This is a genomic window from Micromonospora sp. WMMD714 (assembly GCF_029581315.1).
GTDB lineage: Bacteria > Actinomycetota > Actinomycetes > Mycobacteriales > Micromonosporaceae > Micromonospora > Micromonospora rifamycinica.
Map to the genome: position 1 here is coordinate 3,651,704 of NZ_CP120744.1, position 19,031 is coordinate 3,670,734.

Here is a 19,031-nt window from a genome sequence, read left to right on the forward strand (position 1 = left end):
GTGGGCGGTGGACCGGTCGGCCCGCCGGGGGAGTCGGGTGGCGTCACTCGGCGTCGAGCTGGGCGGGCTGGGTCTCCCGGATCCAGCGCCACTCGGCGACCCGGGGGTCGTCCTCGCCGTGCCGGCGGGTGTGGTCGCGGCAGGCCTGCCGGGTGTCGACCATCTCCTGCCGCAGGTGGGCGGCGCGGGCGGCCAGGCCGGGCACCCGGTCGATGACGTCGATGACCAGGTGGAAGCGGTCCAGGTCGTTGAGCATCACCATGTCGAACGGGGTAGTGGTGGTGCCCTCCTCCTTGTAGCCGCGCACGTGCAGGTTGTCGTGGTTGGCCCGGCGGTAGGTCAGCCGGTGGATCAGCCACGGGTAGCCGTGGTAGGCGAAGATGATCGGCTTGTCGCGGGTGAAGATGGTGTCGAACTCGTTGTCCGGCAGCCCGTGCGGGTGCTCCGACGACGGCTGGAGCCGCATCAGGTCGACCACGTTGACGACCCGCACCTTCAGCTCGGGCAGGTGCCGGTGGAGCAGGTCGGCGGCGGCGAGGGTCTCCAGGGTGGGCACGTCGCCGGCGCAGGCGAGCACCACGTCCGGCTCCTGACCGTCGTCGGTGCTGGCCCAGTCCCAGATACCCAGGCCGCGCCGGCAGTGCTGGACCGCCTCGTCCATGGTCAGCCAGTTCGGGGCGGGCTGCTTGCCGGCGACCACCACGTTGATGTAGTGCCGGCTGCGCAGGCAGTGGTCCATGGTGGAGAGCAGGGTGTTGCCGTCCGGCGGCAGGTAGACCCGGACCACCTCGGCCTTCTTGTTGACCACGTGGTCGATGAAGCCCGGGTCCTGGTGCGAGAAGCCGTTGTGGTCCTGCCGCCAGACATGGCTGGACAGCAGGTAGTTCAGCGAGGCGATCGGCTCCCGCCAGGGGATGCCCCGGGTCACCTTCAGCCACTTGGCGTGCTGGTTGACCATCGAGTCGACGATGTGGATGAACGCCTCGTAGCTGGTGAAGATGCCGTGCCGGCCGGTCAGCAGGTAGCCCTCCAGCCAGCCCTCGCAGAGGTGTTCGGAGAGCACCTCCATCACCCGGCCGTCGGGGGAGAGGTGGTCGTCGGTGGTCTCGATCCGGCCGTCGAAGGACCGGTCGGTGACCTCGAACGCGGCACCGAGCCGGTTGGAGGCGACCTCGTCCGGGCCGAACAGCCGGAACGTCTGCGGGTTGGCGGTGATCACGTCGCGGACCCAGGTGCCGAGTACCCCGGCCGCGCCGACCACCGGCTCACCCGGCTGCTTGACGTCGACGGCGTAGTCGCGGAAGTCCGGCAGGGTCAGGTCACGGAGCAACCGCCCGCCGTTGGTGACCGGGTTCGCGCTCATCCGGTGCTCGCCCTTCGGCGGCAGTGCGGTCAGCTCGGCGACCGGGGCGCCGGTGGCGTCGAAGAGCTCCTCCGGACGGTAGCTGCGCAGCCAGCGCTCCAGCTCGGCCAGGTGCTCCGGGTTGTCGCGTACCTCGGCGATGGGCACCTGGTGGGCGCGGAAGGTCCCCTCGACCTGCTTGCCGTCGACCCGGGTCGGGCCGGTCCAGCCCTTCGGGGTCCGCAGGATGATCATCGGCCAGCGGGGACGCTCCACGTGGCCGCCGGAGCGGGCCACCCGCTGGATCTCGGCGATCTCGTCGCAGGCCCGGTCCAGGGTGGCGGCGAGGAGCTGGTGCACCTCGGCCGGGTCGTCCCCGGCGACCAGGTACGGCTGGTAGCCGTGGCCGCGCATCTGGTTGAGCAGGTCCTCGGTGGGGATCCGGTCCATGACCGTCGGGTTGGCGATCTTGTAGCCGTTGAGGTGCAGGATCGGCAGCACCGCACCGTCGCGGGACGGGTTGAGGAAGACGTTGGACTGCCAGCTCCCCGCCAGCGGGCCGGTCTCCGCCTCCCCGTCGCCGATGACGCAGGCGACCAGCAGGTCCGGGTTGTCGAAGGCCGCGCCGTAGGCGTGGCTCAGGGCGTACCCCAGCTCGCCACCCTCGTGGATCGAGCCCGGCACCTCCGGTGCCACGTGGCTCGGGATGCCGCCGGGGAAGGAGAACTGGCGGAACAGCCGCTGCATGCCGGTCTCGTCGCGGCTCACCGAGTGGTACAGCTCGCTGTAGGTGCCCTCCAGCCAGGTGTTCGCCACCAGGGCCGGGCCGCCGTGGCCGGGGCCGGTGACGAAGATGGCCGACAGGTCACGGTTGACGATGACCCGGTTGAGGTGCGCGTAGAGCAGGTTGAGGCCGGGGCTGGTGCCCCAGTGGCCGAGCAGCCGGGGCTTGACGTGCTCGGGGGCGAGCGGCTCGCGCAGCAGCGGGTTGTCGAGCAGGTAGATCTGCCCGACGGTCAGGTAGTTCGCCGCCCGCCAGTAGGCGTCCAGCCGGCGCAGCTCGTCGTCGGTCAGGGGACTGTGCAGGTCGAGAGCGGTGTCCATGCTGCCAAAGCCTCTCGCGGGTCGGGGGGTTCTGCACCCGGAAGCGCCGTTTCGCCCCGGGCAGATCCAGTCTTCGCGTTCGGGGGCTCACCGGTCAGGGCCGTTGGTCCCGGCCGCTGGGGACGTCATGCCCCGGCCGGTACGGCGGAAACCAGTCCACGGACGACGATGACCGGAGCCGGCGCGTGGTAGAGCAGGGTCTGGCTCACCTCGCCCAGCATGCCCCGCCCCGGCTGGTCACCCCGGGCGCCGACCAGCGCCACCTGCGCCGACCGGGACTGCTCCACCAGCACGGTCCCGGGATCCCCGTGGACGGTGTGGCACTCCGCCGCGACCTCCGGGTGGTGCCGGCGGGCCTCGGCGACCAGCGCGCCGAGCGGGTCGTCGTCACCGTCGGGTCGTCCCGGCTCGACCACCCGCACCACGATGACCCGGGCCGGTCGGCGGGCGGCGCAGCCGAAGGCGAAGTCGAGCACGGCCCGGGAGCCGGGTGAGCCGTCCACGCCGACCAGCACGGGCCCCGGGGGCGGTGGTTCGGGGCGGACCACCAGCACCGGGCAGCCGGCACGGGCGGCGAGCTGCACGGCCGGTGCGTCGGCCGGGACACACCGTCCGCAGCCGGTCATCCCGCCGTCCCCGATGGCCACCAGGAACGCCGTCTCGGAGCGGCGGACCAGGACGCCGACGGGTGCCCCCTCGACGATCTCACCGCTGACCGGCACCGCCGGGGCGACCTCGTTCGCGGCCGTGGCGGCCCGGGCGATCAGCTCCTCGGCGGTGTCCCGGCTGCCGGCCAGCGACGGGCCGGCGAGGGCGGCCTCCCAGTTGAAGGCGTGCACCAGGGCCAGGCTCCGGCCGTGGGTGTCGGCCTCCCGGGCGGCCAGCCGGACCATCCCCAGGTCCGTCGGGGTGGCCCCGAGGCCGACCACCACCGGCCCGCCCGTGGATCCGGTCATCCGGTTCACCTCCCGGGCGTCCCGCGCGGTACGGCCACGCCGTCCCCACCGACGCTAGCCGCGCCGGGCGGACGGTGGAGCCCGATCGGGAGCCGGTCAGTCGGACGGGCGGGGCCGGGTCGCCGGGTGGACGCGCAGCACGACCGCGGTGGCGTTGTCGCTGCCCCCCTCGGCCAGGCTCGCGGCGAGCAGGGCGCGTACCGCCCGGGTCGGGTCCGGCTCGGCGAGCAGTTCCCGCAGCCGGTGGTAGTCGAGCTGGTCGCTCACCCCGTCGGTGCACAGCAGCCAGGTGTCGCCGGGGCGCAGCGGCACCCCGAGCAGGTCCGGATCGGGCCGGTCGGGGTGGCCGAGGTAGCGCAGGAGCTGGTAGCGGGCGTGTGCCGCCTCCCGGGAGTTCGCCGGCCACCAGCCGTGCAGCACGCCGAGCCAGGCCATCGTGTGGTCCACGGTCACCAGCTCCAGCAGCCCGTCGCGCAGCCGGTACGCCCGGGAGTCGCCGAGCTGGACGATCCAGGCCAGCTCGCCGTCGGGCTCGGCGAGCAGCGCGGTCAGCGTGCAGCCGGCCAGCTCGTCCAGGGCGGCTCCGGCCCGGCGTACCCGGATCTGGGACTCGGTGACCGCGGCGCGCAGCCCGCGGGGGCCGACGGCCGGCCAGCCGGCGTGGATCAGCTCGTGCAGGGTGTCCCGGGCGATGGTGCCGGCTATCCGGCTGCCCTCGCCCTCGCCCATGCCGTCGACCACCGCCACGAACGGCAGTTCCGGGTCGACGTGCACGACGTCGAAGTTGGCCGGGTAGCGGTGGCCGACCACGGAACCGCCGGCGACCTCCCATTCGACCCGGCCGACGGGCAGCCGGAGGGCGGCCTCGACGGGCTGGTCGGCGGTGCGGCGACGGAACACCAGCGGACGGTAGCACCGTCGCCGGCCCGGACCGGGCGTCCGACGTCGTGTCGGCGCGGGCCGGCTTTGTCAACCAGGGTTGACGGCGCGGAGGTTGTCAACGTAGATTGACACCATGAGTCAGGCGACGGAACTCGCGGCGGCAGCCGGCAGCACCGACCCCCGGGTCGGCCTGCGCGCGGTGCTCGCCCTGCGCCGGCTCCTCGAACGGCTGGAGGTGGTCCAGGTGGACAACGCCCGACGACAGGGCTGGTCCTGGCAGGAGATCGCCGACGCGCTCGAGGTCAGCCGGCAGGCGGTCCACAAGAAGCACGCCGGGCGACCGGCGGTCCGCGGCACCTGGGAGGAATGATGTTCGAACGGTTCACCGACCGCGCGCGGGCGGTCGTCCGCGCCGCGGTCGAGCAGGCCCGCTCCGACGGGCGACGCCCCGTCGGCACCGCACACCTGCTGCTCGCCGTCCTCGACGACGGCGACGGGCTCGCCGGCCAGGTGCTCACCGAGGCCGGCGTCGACCCCGACGACGTGCGCGCCCGGGTCCGGCGGCAGACCACTGCCGGCGGCGGGACCGGGCTCGACGAGGCGGACGCCGCCGCGCTGCGCGAGATCGGCATCGACCTCGCGGCCATCGTCGCCCGGATCGAGGACAGCTTCGGACCGGACGCCCTGCGCGAGGCGGTCCCGGCCCCCCGCCGCCGGTGGTGGACGCACCGGCCCGGCGGCGGCCCGCTCTCGCCCCGCTCCCGCACGGTGCTGGAGCTGGCCCTGCGCGAGGCGGTCCGGCTGCGCCACCGCCACATCGGCACCGAGCACATCCTGCTCGGCCTGCTCCGCGAGAGCGGCGGCCGGGGCGCCCAGGCGCTGACCGAGGCGGGTGCGGACCTCGACGACCTGCGCCGACGGGTCGAGTCGGCGCTCCGCACGGCGGCCTGAGCAAGCCGGCCCGCCGCTCCGCACGGCGGCCTGAGCAAGCCGGCCCGCCGCTCCGTACGGCGGCCTGAGCAAGCCCAGTCGTCGGCCCACCCGCTCAAACCTGTTTGCGGTCAATGCAACGTCGGTCGTCGCCGGGTCGCTGACCGGGCCGGGGTGCTGCACACTGACGCCGTGGACGGTGCAGAGCAGAAGCGTACGGCGGCCGGCGACGACCGGGCCCCGCGCTCGGCGGTGGTGGTCAACCCGACGAAGGTGGCCGATCTCGACGAGTTCCGCGCGACCGTGGACGAGGCGCTCGCCGCCGCCGGCTGGCCCGCCCCGACCTGGTACGAGACCACCGCCGAGGACCCCGGCCGGGGCCAGACCCGGCAGGCCGTCGAGGCCGGGGCCGAACTGGTCTTCGCCTGCGGCGGCGACGGCACCGTGATGGCCTGCGTCACCGCGCTGGCCGGCACCGACGTCGAGCTCGCCGTGCTGCCGCAGGGCACCGGCAACCTGCTCGCCGCCAACCTGGGGCTCTCCAACGACCTGGCCGCCGGCCTCCAGGTGGCCGTCGAGCGCGGACGCCGCCGGCTGGACGTCGGCGTCGTCGACGACCAGTGCTTCGCGGTGATGGCCGGGATGGGCTTCGACGCGCAGATGCTGGCGGACACCTCCGAGACCACCAAGGCCCGGATCGGCTGGCCCGCCTACGTGATGGGAGCGGCGAAGCACCTGCGGGACCGGCCGATGCGGCTCACCATCCGCATCGACGACCGGCCGCCGGTGCGTCGCCGGGCCCGCACCGTGCTGGTCGCCAACGTCGGACGGCTCCAGGGCGGGGTCCGCCTGCTCACCGACGCCGAGCCCGACGACGGCTGGCTCGACGTCGCGGTGCTCACCCCCAACCGGGTGCGGCACTGGCTCGCCATGGGCTGGGCACTGGTCCGTCGACGAGGCAGCGTCCCCCGGATGGAGGTCCACCGGGCCCGCAGGGTCGTCATCACCAGCAACCGGCCCCAGCCCCGGCAGCTCGACGGCGACCTGATCGCGCCGGGGCGCACCCTGACCGCCGAGATCAAACCCGAGTCGCTCTGGCTCTGCGTGCCGCGCCCGGCCCAGGACCCGGACCTGGCCCACGACGCCGACGCCGCAGCGAAGCGCGGTGAGAAGCTGGTCGAGGAAGCCCGCCGTGAGTAGCACCAAACTCGTCCCCGAGACCCGGTTGATGGCGTCGGACGAACTCTCCGCCGACGACGCCTGGCGGACGCTGCGCCGGCCCGGGGGCTGGCAGCTGCTGCGCGACGCGTTCATCCGCTTCCGCTACGGCGACGGGTTCAGCCACTCCCGGGCCTTCGCCCTGCAACTCTGCCTGGCCGTGGTCCCGTTCCTGATCGCGCTCACCGGCCTGATCAGCGACCTGGGCGTCGAGGAGGGCGGCCGGGTGGTCGCCGACACCGTGCTGGCGCTGACCCCCGGGCAGAGCGAGCAGGTGGTACAGGACCTCCTCGGCGACGGCGACCGCACCGAGCGCACCGGCGAGCTGGCGCTGACCCTCGGCCTGATCACCGGCCTGGTGGCGTTGACCACCACGATGGCCCAGATCGAGCGCGGCGCGAACCGGATCTACGGCGTGGAGCGGGACCGCCCGGCGCTGTGGAAGTACCTGCGGGCGGCGGTGCTCGCCGTGGTCGCCGGCCTGCCCGCACTGGCCGGGTTCCTGATCCTGGTCGGCGGCGGGGCGATGGGCGAGTCGGTGCAGCGGCACTACGAGTGGGGGGACCTCGCCGCCGGTGTCTGGGAGGCGGTGCGCTGGCCGTTGAGCCTGGTGCTGACCGTGGTCGCGGTGGCGGTGATCTTCCGGTACGCGCCCCGGCGCAAGCAACCCGGCCTGTCCTGGCTCTTCTTCGGCGCCGGCATCGCCACCGCCCTGTGGTGGCTGGCCAGCCTGCTGCTCGCCGCGTACGTCAAGTTCGGCGGCGGCTTCGGCCAGACGTACGGGGCGTTGACCGGGATGATGGCGCTGCTGCTGTGGGCCAACCTCACCGGTATGGCGCTCTTCGGTGGGCTGTCCTTCGCGGCCCAGTTGGAGGCGACCCGGATCGGCGCTCCGGAGCCGGCCCAGCCGGACCTGTGGGAGCCCGAGGCCGAGCGGGTGGAGCTGCTCGACACCGGCGAGATGACCGCGCTCTGAGCCCGCCACACCGGACGGGCGTGTACGCGGCGGCGGAATCGGGTACAGCGCGCCTCGCCACGTCGACGCAGGGAGGTGCGGGTTGACCGCGGTCAAGGACACGACGGCCCGACGGCCGCTCGGCCATTTCGCCGAACGGAGCGTCGTCGGCCTGCTGGCCGTGGCCGGCGCGGGCGTGGCCTTCGGGCTGCTGCTCATGCTCGTCCGGTTCAGGTGGAGCCCGATGTACCACGCCGACCACGAGGTGGCCGAGTGGTTCAACGGGCTCGTCGCGCCGCACCACGCGCTGGTCACCGTGCTCCAGGCGGTCACCGACCTGGGCGGCCGACCGGTGCTGATCTGGCTGGTCACCATCGCCGTGGTGACCCTGCTGATCCGTCGCCAGTCCCGGCTGGCGGTCTACCTGATCGTGACCGGGGTGGGCGGGCTGATCCTCGACCCGTCGTTGAAGGCCCTGGTCGGCCGGCTCCGCCCGGTGGTCGACGTGCCGGTCGCCAGCGCCCCCGGCAACAGCTTCCCCAGCGGGCACGCGCTCGGCTCGTTCGTCGCCTACGGGGCGTTGCTGCTGGTCTTCCTGCCGGCCATGGCGCCCCGGTGGCGTAAGCCGGCGATCGCCATCGTCGCCGTGCTGGTGGCGCTGGTCGGGCTGACCCGGATCGCGCTCGGCGTGCACTTCGTCTCCGACGTGCTCGGCGGCTGGCTGCTCGGCGCGGCCTGGCTCGGCGTCACCGCGTACGCGTTCCGGCTGTGGCGGCGCGAGCGGGGTCGGCCGGTGCCGCCGCTGACCGAGGGGCTGGAGCCGGAGGCCGGTGACAAGATCACCCCGGCCCCGGCCGAGGAGCACGTGCTGGAGCACCCCCGTTCGTCCGTCGCCGAGCTGCTGGTCGGTTGGGTGATCGTCTTCGGCGCGCTCTACGCCTTCGGCAGCTACGTCAGCTACCACGCCAAGGGCACCGTCTTCGAGACCATGGACACCGAGGTGCCGCGCTGGTTCGCCGCCCGGCACACCGACTTCCTCACCGAGCTGAGCTGGTGGTGGAGCAAGTTCGGCGACACCCACGCCATCCTGATGGTCTCGCTGGTCTTCTGCCCACTGGTGCTGGCCGTCTGGAAGCGCTGGCGGCCGGTGCTGTTCGTGGTGCTGGCGCTGATCGGGGAGCTGAGCCTCTTCCTCGCCTCGGCCCGGGTGGTGGACCGGCCCCGCCCGGCGGTGGAGAACCTGGACGGGCAGATGCCCACCTCGTCCTTCCCGTCCGGGCACATCGCGGCTACCACCTGCCTCTGGCTGGCCATCGCGATCATCGTGTTCGTCCGGACCGACCGCTGGTGGCGGTGGCTCTTCGTGGCGCTGGCCGTGATCATGCCGGTCGGGGTGGCGGTCTCCAGGATGTACCGGGGGATGCACCACCCGACCGACTTCATGGGCGCGCTCATCCTCAGTGGCCTGTGGATCGGCCTGCTCTACTGGGTGATCCGGCCCAACGCCGACGTCTACCAGGGCAACCGGCCGGAGATCGAGTCGGAGCAGGTCGACGAGCTGGACGACGAGCTGGCCAAGGCCGGTCGACCGGAGTGAGCCGTCAGCCGTGCTGCGGGTGATGACCTGGAACATCAGGACCGGCGGCCGGGACCGTACCGGGCCCGACCGGCGGGACCTGGTGTGCCGGGTCGTCGCCGCGCAGGCCCCCGACGTGCTGGCCGTGCAGGAGCTGCGCGGTTTCGACCGGCCGGGCGTGCTGGCCGGGTTCGCCGACCGGGTGGGGATGCGGGCACACCTGGCCCGCAGCTGTTTCGGCCAGCCGGTGGCCGTGCTGGTCCGCCCGCCGTGGCCGACCCGGTCCGCCGGTCCGGTCCGTCGCCCGTTCCACCACGCGGTGCAACGGGTGGAGCTGGGCACCACCGCCGGCCCGCTCACCGTGCTCAGCGCGCACCTCGACCCGTACACCGGGCTGCGGCGGCGCATCGAGGCCGGCTGGCTCGTCGGGGCGGTGCGCCGCGCGCCGGGGGAGCTGGCCCTGCTCGCCGGTGACCTGAACACCCTCGACCCGGGCACCGACCACACCGACCGGGTGGCCCGGCTGCCGGCGGCGTACCGGCGGCGGCACCTGCGCCGCGACGGGCGGACCGTGGACACCCGGGCGGTGGCCCGGCTGCTCGCCGCCGGCCTGGTCGACCTCTGGACCCACGCCGCCGGCCCGCCCGCCCCGACCGATACGCCCGCCCCGACCGATACGCCCGGGTGGGGCGATGCAGCCGTCCCGACCGATGCGGCCGGGTGGGGCGAGGCGGCCGACCCGACCAATGCGGCCGGCCCGACCGATACCGCGGGGTGGGGCGGTGCGGCCGCGTCGGGCGAGGCCGGGCTGACCGCGCCGACCCGGTACGGCGGCGGGGGCGAGTTCTCCGGCATGCGGCTGGACTACCTGTTCGGCAGCCCGGCGCTCGCCGCCCGACTGCGGGCCGTCCGGGTGGTCCGCGGCGGCGACGCCGAATACGCCTCCGACCACTACCCGGTCGTCGCCGAACTGGACCTCGCCCTGGCCCCGATGGGGGAATCGTGACACGTCTTCATGCCGCTCAGGCATGAATATGACAGACGGGCATACCTGCTTCAGGGTAGAGGTCGTACCGGCACGGACTGCGCTACGCCTGGTGACGGGTTCTTCCACGTTCCCATGACCGTGGGGCACTCCGCCGGCACTGTTGCCGAGGTGGTCGCTGCTTCCGCTGGGCTGCCATGATCGCATTGCGATTTTGCGTACTCGCCTCGGCGTGTCGTGTACAAAATCGCAATGTGATCATGGTTCGGCTCCTGGATGGCGTCCTGGCCCGTCTCGCTGGGTAGATCCACTCAGGGGGCGAGGTCTGGTCTCGCCCTACGGTGCTACATCGGCTCCCATGAGGCATGGTGGGGGTGGTCCTCGGGTTGGCCGGGTGCCCAGCCGGCACCCGACCCGGTTCTTCTCGTCAGAGGACTAGGTTGACCAGGCCGGTCAGGGCGGTCGACCCGTCCCGACCGGCCACCGTGGTCACAGTTCGCGGAGTCGGGGCAGCAGCTGCTCCTGCGCCCAGTCCAGGAACATCGGCTGGCTGTCCCCGCCCACCTGGAGGAGCGCCACGTGGGTGAAGCCGGCGTCGACGAAGGCGCGGAACGCCTCGACGTGCCGCTCGACGTCGGGGCCGCAGGGGACGCCCTCGGCGACGTCCTCCTCCCGGACGAACTGGGTGGCGGCGGCGAAGGCGTCCGGGTCGGGCAGGTCGGCGTTGACCTTCCAGCCGTTGCCGAACCAGCGGAACTGGTCGTGCACGATCTTGCGGCACTCGGCCTCGTCGGGGCCGTAGCAGATGGCCACCTGGCCGTATCGGGGCTGCCCCGCGCCGCCCGCGTCGTCGTAGAGCTGGATGATCCGGGAGTCGGGTTCGGTGGCGACGATGCCGTCGGCGTACTCGGCGGCGAGCGCGGCCGACGACGGCCCGGACGCGGCCACGGCCATCGGGACGGGGCGTTCCGGCCGGTCCCAGACGAAGGCGTCGGGGACATCGAAGTGGTTGCCGGAGAAGGTCAGCGTCTCGCCGTTGAGCAGGGGCCGGATGATCTGGAGCGCCTCGGAGAACATCTCGTGCCGTTGCTGCACGTGCGGCCAGCCGCCGACCACGTGCTCGTTGAGGTTCTCCCCGGCGCCGAGGCCGAGGGTGAACCGGCCGTCGGACAGCACCCCGATGGTGCTGGCCTTCTGCGCGACCACGGCCGGGTGGTAGCGGCGGATCGGGCAGGTCACGAAGGACATCAGCTCGGCCCGGCTGGTGGCGTGGGCGACCGCGCCCAGCACCGACCACGCGTAGGGGGAGTGGCCCTGCGCGTCGAGCCACGGGTAGTAGTGGTCGGACATGACCAGCTGGTCGAAGCCGGCGGCCTCCGCCCGTACCGCGTGGTCGACCAACTGCTTGGGACCGGTCTGTTCGCACATCAGGGTGTAGCCGACGCTGACCATCCTGGTTTCTCCTTCCGGGAGACGATCGTCACCGGATACCCCTGCCCGCTACCGGTCAACCTCGGATACCGCCGCGTCACCCGACGGGGTGCCCACCGGCGGCGGCCCACCGGCGTCGGCCCACCGGCGTCGGCCCACCGGTCCGGCGGGCCGCTCTTGACGGTGCCGGGGCCAGCGTCTAGCCTCCGACTTAACCGGTTCAGGCTGGTGGTGTCACATCCTGTGGTGGGGATGACTGCCGCCGGTGGCGACCCGCGTCCGGCGTGGGTCGCCACCGGATCTGGCGGAAACAGCCCGGCAACTTAACCGGTTGCCTTCGCGATCCCATCGGCCTACGCTGATCCGCACGCGGCCAGGGAGTCCGGCGGCGGCTGTCGGGCTGCAGCCGAGCGCCACCGTCACCAGCATCGCCACCCCGCCAGGGCAACGGGGTCGACCCTTCCTGAGGAAACCCATGAAGAAGCGACTCTCCGTCGCCGCCGTCGCCCTGCTCACCGTGCTCACCGCCGTGTTCGCCTTCGGGCAGCCGGCCCAGGCCGCGGCTGGCTTCTCGGTCTCCGGTGGCAAGCTCTATGACGCCAACGGCACCGAGTTCGTCATGCGTGGCGTCAACCACGCCCACACCTGGTACCCGCAGCAGACCACCTCCTTCGCCAACATCAAGGCGCTCGGCGCGAACACCGTGCGGGTGGTGCTGGCCAGCGGCGACCGCTGGACCAAGAACACCGCCGCCGACGTCAGCAACGTCATCTCGCTCTGCAAGGCCAACAAGCTGATCTGTGTGCTGGAGGTGCACGACACCACCGGCTACGGCGAGCAGGCCGGGGCGATCACCCTGGACCGGGCGGTCGACTACTGGCTGAGCATCGCCAGCGCCCTGCAGGGCCAGGAGCGGTACGTCATCGTCAACATCGGCAACGAGCCGTACGGCAACCAGGGCTACGCCACCTGGGCCACCGACAACGCCAACGCGATCAAGCGGCTGCGGGCCGGCGGGCTCACCCACACGATCATGGTGGACGCGCCGAACTGGGGTCAGGACTGGTCGTTCACCATGCGGGACAACGCGGCCGGGGTGTTCGCCGCCGACCCGCAGAAGAACACCGTCTTCTCGATCCACATGTACGGCGTCTTCGACACCGCCGCCGAGATCAGCGACTACCTGGGCCGGTTCCGCACCGCCAAGCTGCCCATCGTGGTCGGCGAGTTCGGCTTCGACCACTCCGACGGCAACCCCGACGAGGACACCATCCTGTCGTACACCCAGGCCAACGGGATCGGCTACCTGGGCTGGTCGTGGAGCGGCAACGGCGGCGGGGTGGAGTACCTGGACATGACCACCAACTTCAACCCGGCCGCCCTGACCACCTGGGGTCAGCGGATCTTCAACGGCGTCAACGGCATCAAGTCGACCGCGAAGGAGGCGTCGGTCTACTCCGGCACCACCCCGCCGCCGACCACCCCGCCGGTCACGACCCCGCCGGCGACCGGTGGCTGCACCGCGACGTACACGGTCATCGGTTCGTGGCAGGGCGGGTTCCAGGGTGAGGTCAAGGTGACCGCCGGCAGCGCGGGCGTCAACGGCTGGACCGCGAAGTGGACCTACGCCAACGGCCAGACCGTCAGCCAGGCCTGGAACGCCTCGCTGAGCAGCAGCGGCAGCACCGTGACCGCCCGCAACGTCGACTACAACGGTCGGCTCGGCGCCGGGGCCAGCACGGCCTTCGGCTTCATCGGCAGCTGGAACGGCAGCAACCCGGCCCCCACGGTGACCTGCACCGCGAGCTGACCGCATCCGCGCCACCGGTGGCCGGGTCCGCACGGACCCGGCCACCGTCCTGTCCCGGTACGCCCCGCCCCGCCTGGCCCCGCCCCGGGTGTTTCATGATCCACTCAGTGGGGGCGATATTGCGGTGTCACCTGTCTCGGATACCGCAATATCGCCCCCGTTGAGTCGATCAAGCGCCCGCGGCTGATCAAGCGCCCCGCGGCTGATCAAGCGCCCCGTGCCGGTCAGTCGACGGCGTCGACCTCCAGCAGCAGCGCCTGCTCCGGGTGCAGGGCCGGCAGGTGCAGGCCCACCGCGGCCAGCACCGCACCGGCCAGCGTCACGGCGGGCAGCCAGCCGGGGGCGGTGATCTGCAACGTGGCCGGCTCCGGCACCCCCTCGGCTGGGCGGACGGCGTACCGCCGGGCCGGGTCGAGGCCGGGCAGGCGGACCGGGCCGGGGGTCTGCGCGACGGAGGTGGCCAGCCGGGACACCGCGTACACCGCGCGGGAGCGGTCGCGGGCCACCACGCCGTGCGCCTGCACGGCCGGGTCCGGGTGGTCGAGCCGGACCACCCGTCCGGTGTGCAGCAGCGGCCGGAGCCGCTTGTGCAGGGCCACCCAGGCGGCCAGTTCGGCCCGCTCGGCGGTGCTGATCGCGCCGATGTCCCACTCGATCCCGTGGTGGCCGAAGAGCGCGGTGACCGCCCGGAAACCCAGGTCGTGCACCCGACCGGTGGTGTGCGAGCGCCCCGGGCCGATGTGCGTGCCGATCAGCTCCGGGGGCAGCAACAGGCCGGTCCACCGCTGGATCGACAGCCGTTCCAGCGCGTCGTTGCAGTCACTGGCCCAGACCCGGTCGGTACGCCGCAGGATCTCCAGGTCCACCCGGGCGCCGCCGGACGAGCAGCTCTCGATCTCCAGGTGCGGGTGCCGGGCACGCAGCTCGTCGAAGAGCCGGTAGGCCGCCAGGGTCTGGGTGTGCACCCCGGGCCGTCCGGCGTGCCCGGCCTCGGTGAGGTCCCGGTTGTGGTCCCACTTGAGGTAGTCGATGCCGGGGTACCCGGTCAGCAGAGCGTCGAGCCGGTCGAGCAGGTGCGCGTACGCCGCCGGGTTGGTCAGATCGAGCACCTGCTGGTGCCGCCACGGCAGGGGCAGCCGGCCGGGCGCGGTGAGCACCCAGTCGGGGTGGGCGCGGAACAGGTCGGAGTCGGGGTTGACCATCTCCGGTTCGACCCAGAGCCCGAACTGCATGCCGTGCCCGTGGACGTGGTCGACGAGCGGCCCCAACCCGGTGGGCCAGACGTCGGCGTCGACCTGCCAGTCGCCCAGGCCGGCCCGGTCGTGCCGGCGGCCGGTGAACCAGCCGTCGTCGAGGACGAACCGTTCCACCCCCACCTCGGCGGCCCGGTCGGCGAGCGCCCGCAGCCGGTCCAGGTCGTGGTCGAAGTAGACCGCCTCCCACACGTTCAGGGTGACCGGGCGCGGCGTGCGCGGGTGTTGCGGGCGGGCGCGCAGGTGGGTGTGCAGCACCTCGCTGAGCCCGTCCAGCCCGGTGCTGGAGTGCGCCGCGTAGAGCAGCGGGGTGGCGTACTCGTCGCCGGGGCCGAGGACGATCTCGCCCGGGGCGAGCAGCTCCCCGCCGCCGAGGGTGGACTCCCCGGTCGGGCGGCGTTCGGCGGCGGTCACGTGGTCGCCGCTCCACGCGGTGTGCACCGCCCACACCTCGCCGTGGCCGAAGCCGAACCCGGTGGTGCCGGCGACCAGCAGCAGGGTGGCGTCGTGCCCGGTGCGGCCGTGCCGACCCTCGCGGACCCAGGCGCCCAGCGGCCACGGGTGCCGCTGTGGCGCGCGCTCGCGGCACCACCGCCCGGTCAGGTCGAGCAGTTCGGTGGCGACCGCCGGCACCGGCAGCACCGGCGTCAGCTCGCGTACCTCGTAGGGCTGGTCGGCGTCGTTGCGCAGCCGGTGCCGCACGGTCAGCACCCCGACCGGGTCGAGGGTGATCTCGACGGTCAGGGTCAACCCGACGCCCGGGTCCGTCGCCCGCACGCTCACCCGCGCCGCGCCGACTCCACCCCGGTCATCCTCCTCATGGGCTACGCGCACCGCGTCCCCCACGTCGCCACGCGGATCATCGACGTCGATCGCGTCGAGGTGGAAGGAGGTCGACCAGTCCCGGCTGGCGCGGTGGCCGGCGAGGCCGGGCCGACCGCTCCAGCCGGCGCTCGCCTCGGGCAGCAGGGACAGCACGGTCGGCGCGTCGAAGCTGCTCGGCACCACCGGCGGCACGGTGGCCCCGACCAGGGCCGGCAGGTCGTCGGCGGGCACCGGACCGAGGTCGGCCCCCCAGTGCACGACGCGGGGCAGCCCCGGGCCGCGCGCGTCGAGCACCAGGCTGGTACGGCCCCGGCGCAGGTGGATCACGGTCGGATCGGTCATGGCGCTCATCTCCGGTGCGGGCACCCGGCGTCCGTCACGGTGGGTGAGGTCGAGGGGTGTCGGTAGCGCTCGAGAGTGGTATGCCTGTGGGGCATATTTATGCCTGTCAGGAATACCGCTCTCGCGCGCACATGCGGGCGGGGCGGTGGGGGCCACCGAGATCGTCAGGTGCGGGCGGGGGCGGTGGCTCAGCCTTTGGACGCCCCCAGGGTCAGGCCCTTGACGAACTGCTTCTGCAACAGGAAGAAGATCACCAGGGTGGGGACGGCGACCAGCACCGAGCCGGCCGACACCAGGTTGTTGTCGGTGAAGAACTCGCCGCGCAGGTTGTTCAGCGAGCTGGTGACCGGGAACTTGTCGCCGGTACGCATCAGCACGGTGGCCCAGAAGAACTCGTTGTAGATCCAGGTCACCTCCAGGGTGGCCAGGGCCGCCAGCGCCGGCCGGCACAGCGGCATGGTCACCTGCCAGTACTGCCGCCAGATGCTCGCTCCGTCCACCATGGCCGCCTCGTAGAGGTCGCGGGGGAGCGCCTTCATGTAGTTGCTCAGCACGAAGACGCAGAAGCCGCACTGGAAGGCGACGTTGACCAGGATCAGCCCCCAGTAGCTGTCGTAGAGCAGCTCGGAGTCGCTCATGAACTCCGGCAGCGGGACCTCGGTGAAGATCCGGAACAGCGGGATCAGCAGCGCCTGCTGGGGCAGCAGGTTGGCGGCGGTGAAGAGCCCGAGCAGGACGATGTTGAGCTTCCAGCTGAACCGGGCGATCACGAACGCCACGCAGGAGGCGAGGAAGAGCGTCAGCAGCACCGCCGGGACGGTGATGTAGACCGAGTTGAGGAAGTGCTTGCCGAACTCGGCGGTCCGCCAGGCGGTGACGTAGTTGTCGAGGGTCCAGCCGCCGAACGAGACGTACCCGTTGGTGGCGGTGTACTCGTAGGACCGCAGCGAGGTCAGCACCGCCCAGAGGATCGGGAAGAGCCAGCCGACGGCGACCGCGCCGAGGAACAGGTGCAGCACCACCCGGGCGGGACGCAGCGGCCGGCGGCGCGGGGCCGGCTCCGCCACCGGTGCACGGCTGGTGGTCGACGTGCTCATCGCCGGTTCTCCCTCATGACGACGGCCAGGTAGATGGTGATGAAGACCAGCGAGACGGCCAGCATGATGGTCGCCAGGGCGGAGCCGAAGCCGATCCGGCTCGCCTCGCCGACCACGTTCTGGGTGACCAGGGCGGAGATCAGCTCCAGGCCGTTGCGCCCCTTGTTGATCACCCAGACCAGGTCGAACGCGCGCAGCGACTCGATCACCGTCACCACCAGCACGATGATGTTGATGGGCCGCAGCACCGGGAAGACCACCCGGAAGAAGGTGCTGGTCTCCGAGGCCCCGTCGACCGAGGCGGCCTCGCGCAGCGACGGGTCGACGCCCTTGAGCCCGGCCAGGTAGAGCAGCATGATGTAGCCGACGTGCCGCCAGCCGGCCGCGACCAGCACCGCCCAGATGTTGACGTTCGGGTCGCCGTACCAGTCGGTCTGGCTGCCCAGGACGGCGTTGAGCAGCCCCTGGTCGCGGGAGTAGATGAGCTGCCAGACGAAGCCGATCAGCGCCAGCGAGAGCACCACCGGCAGGTAGAGCGCGGTCTGGTAGAACCGGCTGCCCCGGATCTCCTTGTCGAGCAGCACGGCGAGGAACATCCCGAACGGGGTGGCGACCACGAACAGCGCGGCCAGCCAGAGCAGGTTGTTCTGCATCGCCGGCACGAACGGCGGATAGATGTTGATCACGTCGGAGTAGTTGCGGGCACCGACCCAGTCGATGTCGCCCAGCGGGCCGATGCCGTCCCAGTCGGTGCCGGAGAGCGCCACGGTGGCCAGCGCGGGCAGCCAGACCAGGGCGACCACCAGCAGCAGCGGCACGACCACCATCAGGGTGATGACCACGCGGTCGGTACGGGACAGGAGCCGTAGCCGCCGGCCGCGACCACCCCGGGAGGGGGCGGTCGGGGCCGGCGACGTCACGGCGTGATCCGCTTGGATCAGGGGCAGGTCGGACACGACGGTCCTCCCCCTCTCGCCGTCAGCTGGTGAAGATCGACTTTTTCTGGTTCTCGATGCTGTTGACCAGCCCGTCGATGTCCCTGGGGTTCTTGATGAACTGCTGGAGCGCCGGGATGATCACGGTGGAGGCGAAGTCCGGCCGGGTGTCCCGGTCGAGGAACTGGGCGATCTCGGTGGCCGAGCCGACCAGCTCGGCGGCCTTCTTCTGCAACGCGGTGTAGCCGCTGGTGTCCGCGCCGCTGTTGGCGACCAGGGTGGTCGGGTCGTTCTTCACCGTGATGTCGGCGGCCTCCTTCGAGCCGACGAACTCCAGCAGCTTCTTGGCGTTGGCCTCGGACTTCGGCTTGCGGGCCAGCATGTAGCCGTCGATCGGCGCGTCCAGCGCCTTGGCCCCGATGGCGGGGTCGATCTCGGGGAAGGTGAAGAAGTCGATGTCGTCCTGCTCGTCGGCGCCGAACTGCTGGGCGACGAAGAGGCCGAGCAGGTACATGCCGCTCTTCTTCTGCTGCAACGACTGGGCGGCCTCCTGCCAGGTGCGGCCCAGGCTGTCCGGCTGGTGCAGCGGGAGCAGGCCGTTCCAGGTGTCGAAGACCTTCTTCACCTTGTCGGAGGTCCACGCCTCCTTGCCGGCCATCAGGTCGATGTGGAACTGGTAGCCGTTGATCCGCAGGTTGAGGATGTCGAAGGTGCCCATCGCCGGCCAGCCGTCCTTGTCGGCGAAGGCGATCGGGGTCAGGCCGTCCCGCTTCATCTGCGTGCTGAGGGCGGTGAACTGGTCGAGCGTGGTCGGCACCTGGTAGCCGTACTGCTTCCAGACCGACTTGCGGTAGAAGACCGCCCACGGGTAGTACGACGACGGCACGAAGTACTGCTTGCCGTCGTCGCCGGTGGACGCCTTCTTGAACGCGTCGGAGTAGCCGGAGAGCTTGCCCCACACGTCGCTGATGTCCCCGGTGAGGCCCTTGGCGGCGAAGAACCGCATCCGGTAGCCGGCGAACCACATGAACACGTCGTCCGGCTTGCCCTGGAGATAGTTGTTGATGTTCTCCTGGTAGGTGTTGTGGTCCACCGTGTTGATCTTGGGGGTGACGCCGGACGCGGTGGTGAACCCGTCCATCACCTTGGCGATGACCGCCTTGGGCTGCGGGTCGGACTGGTTGGAGCCGACCGACACCTCCTTGCTGTCGCTGCCCGAGTCGGAGTCGGAGCCGCAGCCGGCGAGCAGCCCGGTGCCGAGCAGCGCGCCCGCGCCGGCCCCGGCGAGCAGGGAGCGTCGGCCGATGCCGGCGACGGAGGGCGGTACGAGCCGGGCCAGGTACTCGGCTTGGGTGCGGGGACGGGACATGGTGCCTCCTGCGGATGAAGA

15 protein-coding genes are annotated in these 19,031 nt (G+C 72.1%); 7 read left to right on the plus strand and 8 right to left on the minus strand.

Translation table 11 applies throughout. From position 1 onward, the window contains the following. Nucleotides 1-43: 43 nt before the first annotated feature. The 3 genes from O7625_RS16245 to O7625_RS16255 all read right to left on the minus strand — a co-directional run bounded on the left by O7625_RS16245 (nt 44) and on the right by O7625_RS16255 (nt 4,302). On the minus strand, nt 44-2,446 hold the full coding sequence (locus O7625_RS16245) for a phosphoketolase family protein (RefSeq protein WP_282339627.1): 2,403 nt from the start codon (nt 2,444-2,446) through the stop codon (nt 44-46). Between the two features lie 125 nt (nt 2,447-2,571). Next, the gene (locus tag O7625_RS16250; protein ID WP_282339629.1) at nt 2,572-3,402 is read right to left on the minus strand and encodes a universal stress protein; all 831 of its coding nucleotides are present in this window, start codon (nt 3,400-3,402) and stop codon (nt 2,572-2,574) included. 96 nt (nt 3,403-3,498) lie between these two features. Further along, a complete protein-coding gene (locus O7625_RS16255; RefSeq protein WP_282339632.1) occupies nt 3,499-4,302 on the minus strand; it encodes a PP2C family serine/threonine-protein phosphatase in 804 nt (267 codons plus the stop codon). A 115-nt stretch (nt 4,303-4,417) separates the two neighbouring features. On the opposite strand from O7625_RS16255, the gene O7625_RS16260 reads away from it, so the two are divergent. From O7625_RS16260 to O7625_RS16285, 6 genes are all read left to right on the plus strand, one after another. Next, on the plus strand, nt 4,418-4,654 hold the full coding sequence (locus tag O7625_RS16260) for an HTH domain-containing protein (protein WP_067310060.1): 237 nt from the start codon (nt 4,418-4,420) through the stop codon (nt 4,652-4,654). Further along, nucleotides 4,654-5,235: a Clp protease N-terminal domain-containing protein gene (locus O7625_RS16265; RefSeq protein ID WP_282339633.1), complete on the plus strand. Its 582-nt coding sequence runs from the start codon at nt 4,654-4,656 to the stop codon at nt 5,233-5,235. Before O7625_RS16260 ends, O7625_RS16265 begins: the two co-directional genes overlap by 1 nt. A gap of 171 nt (nt 5,236-5,406) precedes the next feature. After that, nucleotides 5,407-6,414 (plus strand): diacylglycerol kinase family protein, encoded by a 1,008-nt coding sequence (locus O7625_RS16270; protein ID WP_067310103.1) that lies wholly within the window; start codon nt 5,407-5,409, stop codon nt 6,412-6,414. Further along, on the plus strand, nt 6,407-7,408 hold the full coding sequence (locus O7625_RS16275; RefSeq protein ID WP_282339634.1) for a YihY/virulence factor BrkB family protein: 1,002 nt from the start codon (nt 6,407-6,409) through the stop codon (nt 7,406-7,408). The genes O7625_RS16270 and O7625_RS16275 overlap by 8 nt, the downstream gene beginning before the upstream one ends. 82 nt (nt 7,409-7,490) lie before the next feature. Next, entirely contained in the window at nt 7,491-8,984 is a 1,494-nt protein-coding gene (locus O7625_RS16280) for a phosphatase PAP2 family protein (protein WP_067310051.1), read from the plus strand. 10 nt (nt 8,985-8,994) lie between these two features. Continuing rightward, a complete protein-coding gene (locus tag O7625_RS16285; RefSeq protein ID WP_282339636.1) occupies nt 8,995-9,969 on the plus strand; it encodes an endonuclease/exonuclease/phosphatase family protein in 975 nt (324 codons plus the stop codon). 468 nt (nt 9,970-10,437) lie between these two features. Here the strand turns inward: O7625_RS16285 and O7625_RS16290 are convergent, their stop codons facing one another. Further along, entirely contained in the window at nt 10,438-11,400 is a 963-nt protein-coding gene (locus O7625_RS16290) for a TIGR03557 family F420-dependent LLM class oxidoreductase (RefSeq protein ID WP_282339638.1), read from the minus strand. 454 nt (nt 11,401-11,854) lie between these two features. Between O7625_RS16290 and O7625_RS16295 the strand changes: the two genes are divergently transcribed. Beyond that, nucleotides 11,855-13,189, plus strand: coding sequence for a cellulase family glycosylhydrolase (locus O7625_RS16295; protein ID WP_282339640.1), 1,335 nt, complete (start codon nt 11,855-11,857; stop codon nt 13,187-13,189). 224 nt (nt 13,190-13,413) lie between these two features. Here the strand turns inward: O7625_RS16295 and O7625_RS16300 are convergent, their stop codons facing one another. The 4 genes from O7625_RS16300 to O7625_RS16315 all read right to left on the minus strand — a co-directional run bounded on the left by O7625_RS16300 (nt 13,414) and on the right by O7625_RS16315 (nt 19,010). Then, nucleotides 13,414-15,609 carry an alpha-galactosidase gene (locus O7625_RS16300; protein WP_282339641.1) on the minus strand — a complete coding sequence of 732 codons (2,196 nt, stop codon included), beginning with the start codon at nt 15,607-15,609 and terminating at the stop codon, nt 13,414-13,416. A 188-nt stretch (nt 15,610-15,797) separates the two neighbouring features. Then, on the minus strand, nt 15,798-16,706 hold the full coding sequence (locus tag O7625_RS16305) for a carbohydrate ABC transporter permease (RefSeq protein WP_282339642.1): 909 nt from the start codon (nt 16,704-16,706) through the stop codon (nt 15,798-15,800). Next, complete coding sequence (locus O7625_RS16310; protein WP_067314825.1) at nt 16,703-17,662, minus strand: sugar ABC transporter permease; 960 nt, start codon at nt 17,660-17,662, stop codon at nt 16,703-16,705. The genes O7625_RS16305 and O7625_RS16310 overlap by 4 nt, the downstream gene beginning before the upstream one ends. A gap of 22 nt (nt 17,663-17,684) precedes the next feature. Then, nucleotides 17,685-19,010, minus strand: a complete 1,326-nt coding sequence (locus O7625_RS16315; RefSeq protein WP_282339645.1) for an ABC transporter substrate-binding protein — start codon at nt 19,008-19,010, stop codon at nt 17,685-17,687. Nucleotides 19,011-19,031: the final 21 nt, after the last annotated feature.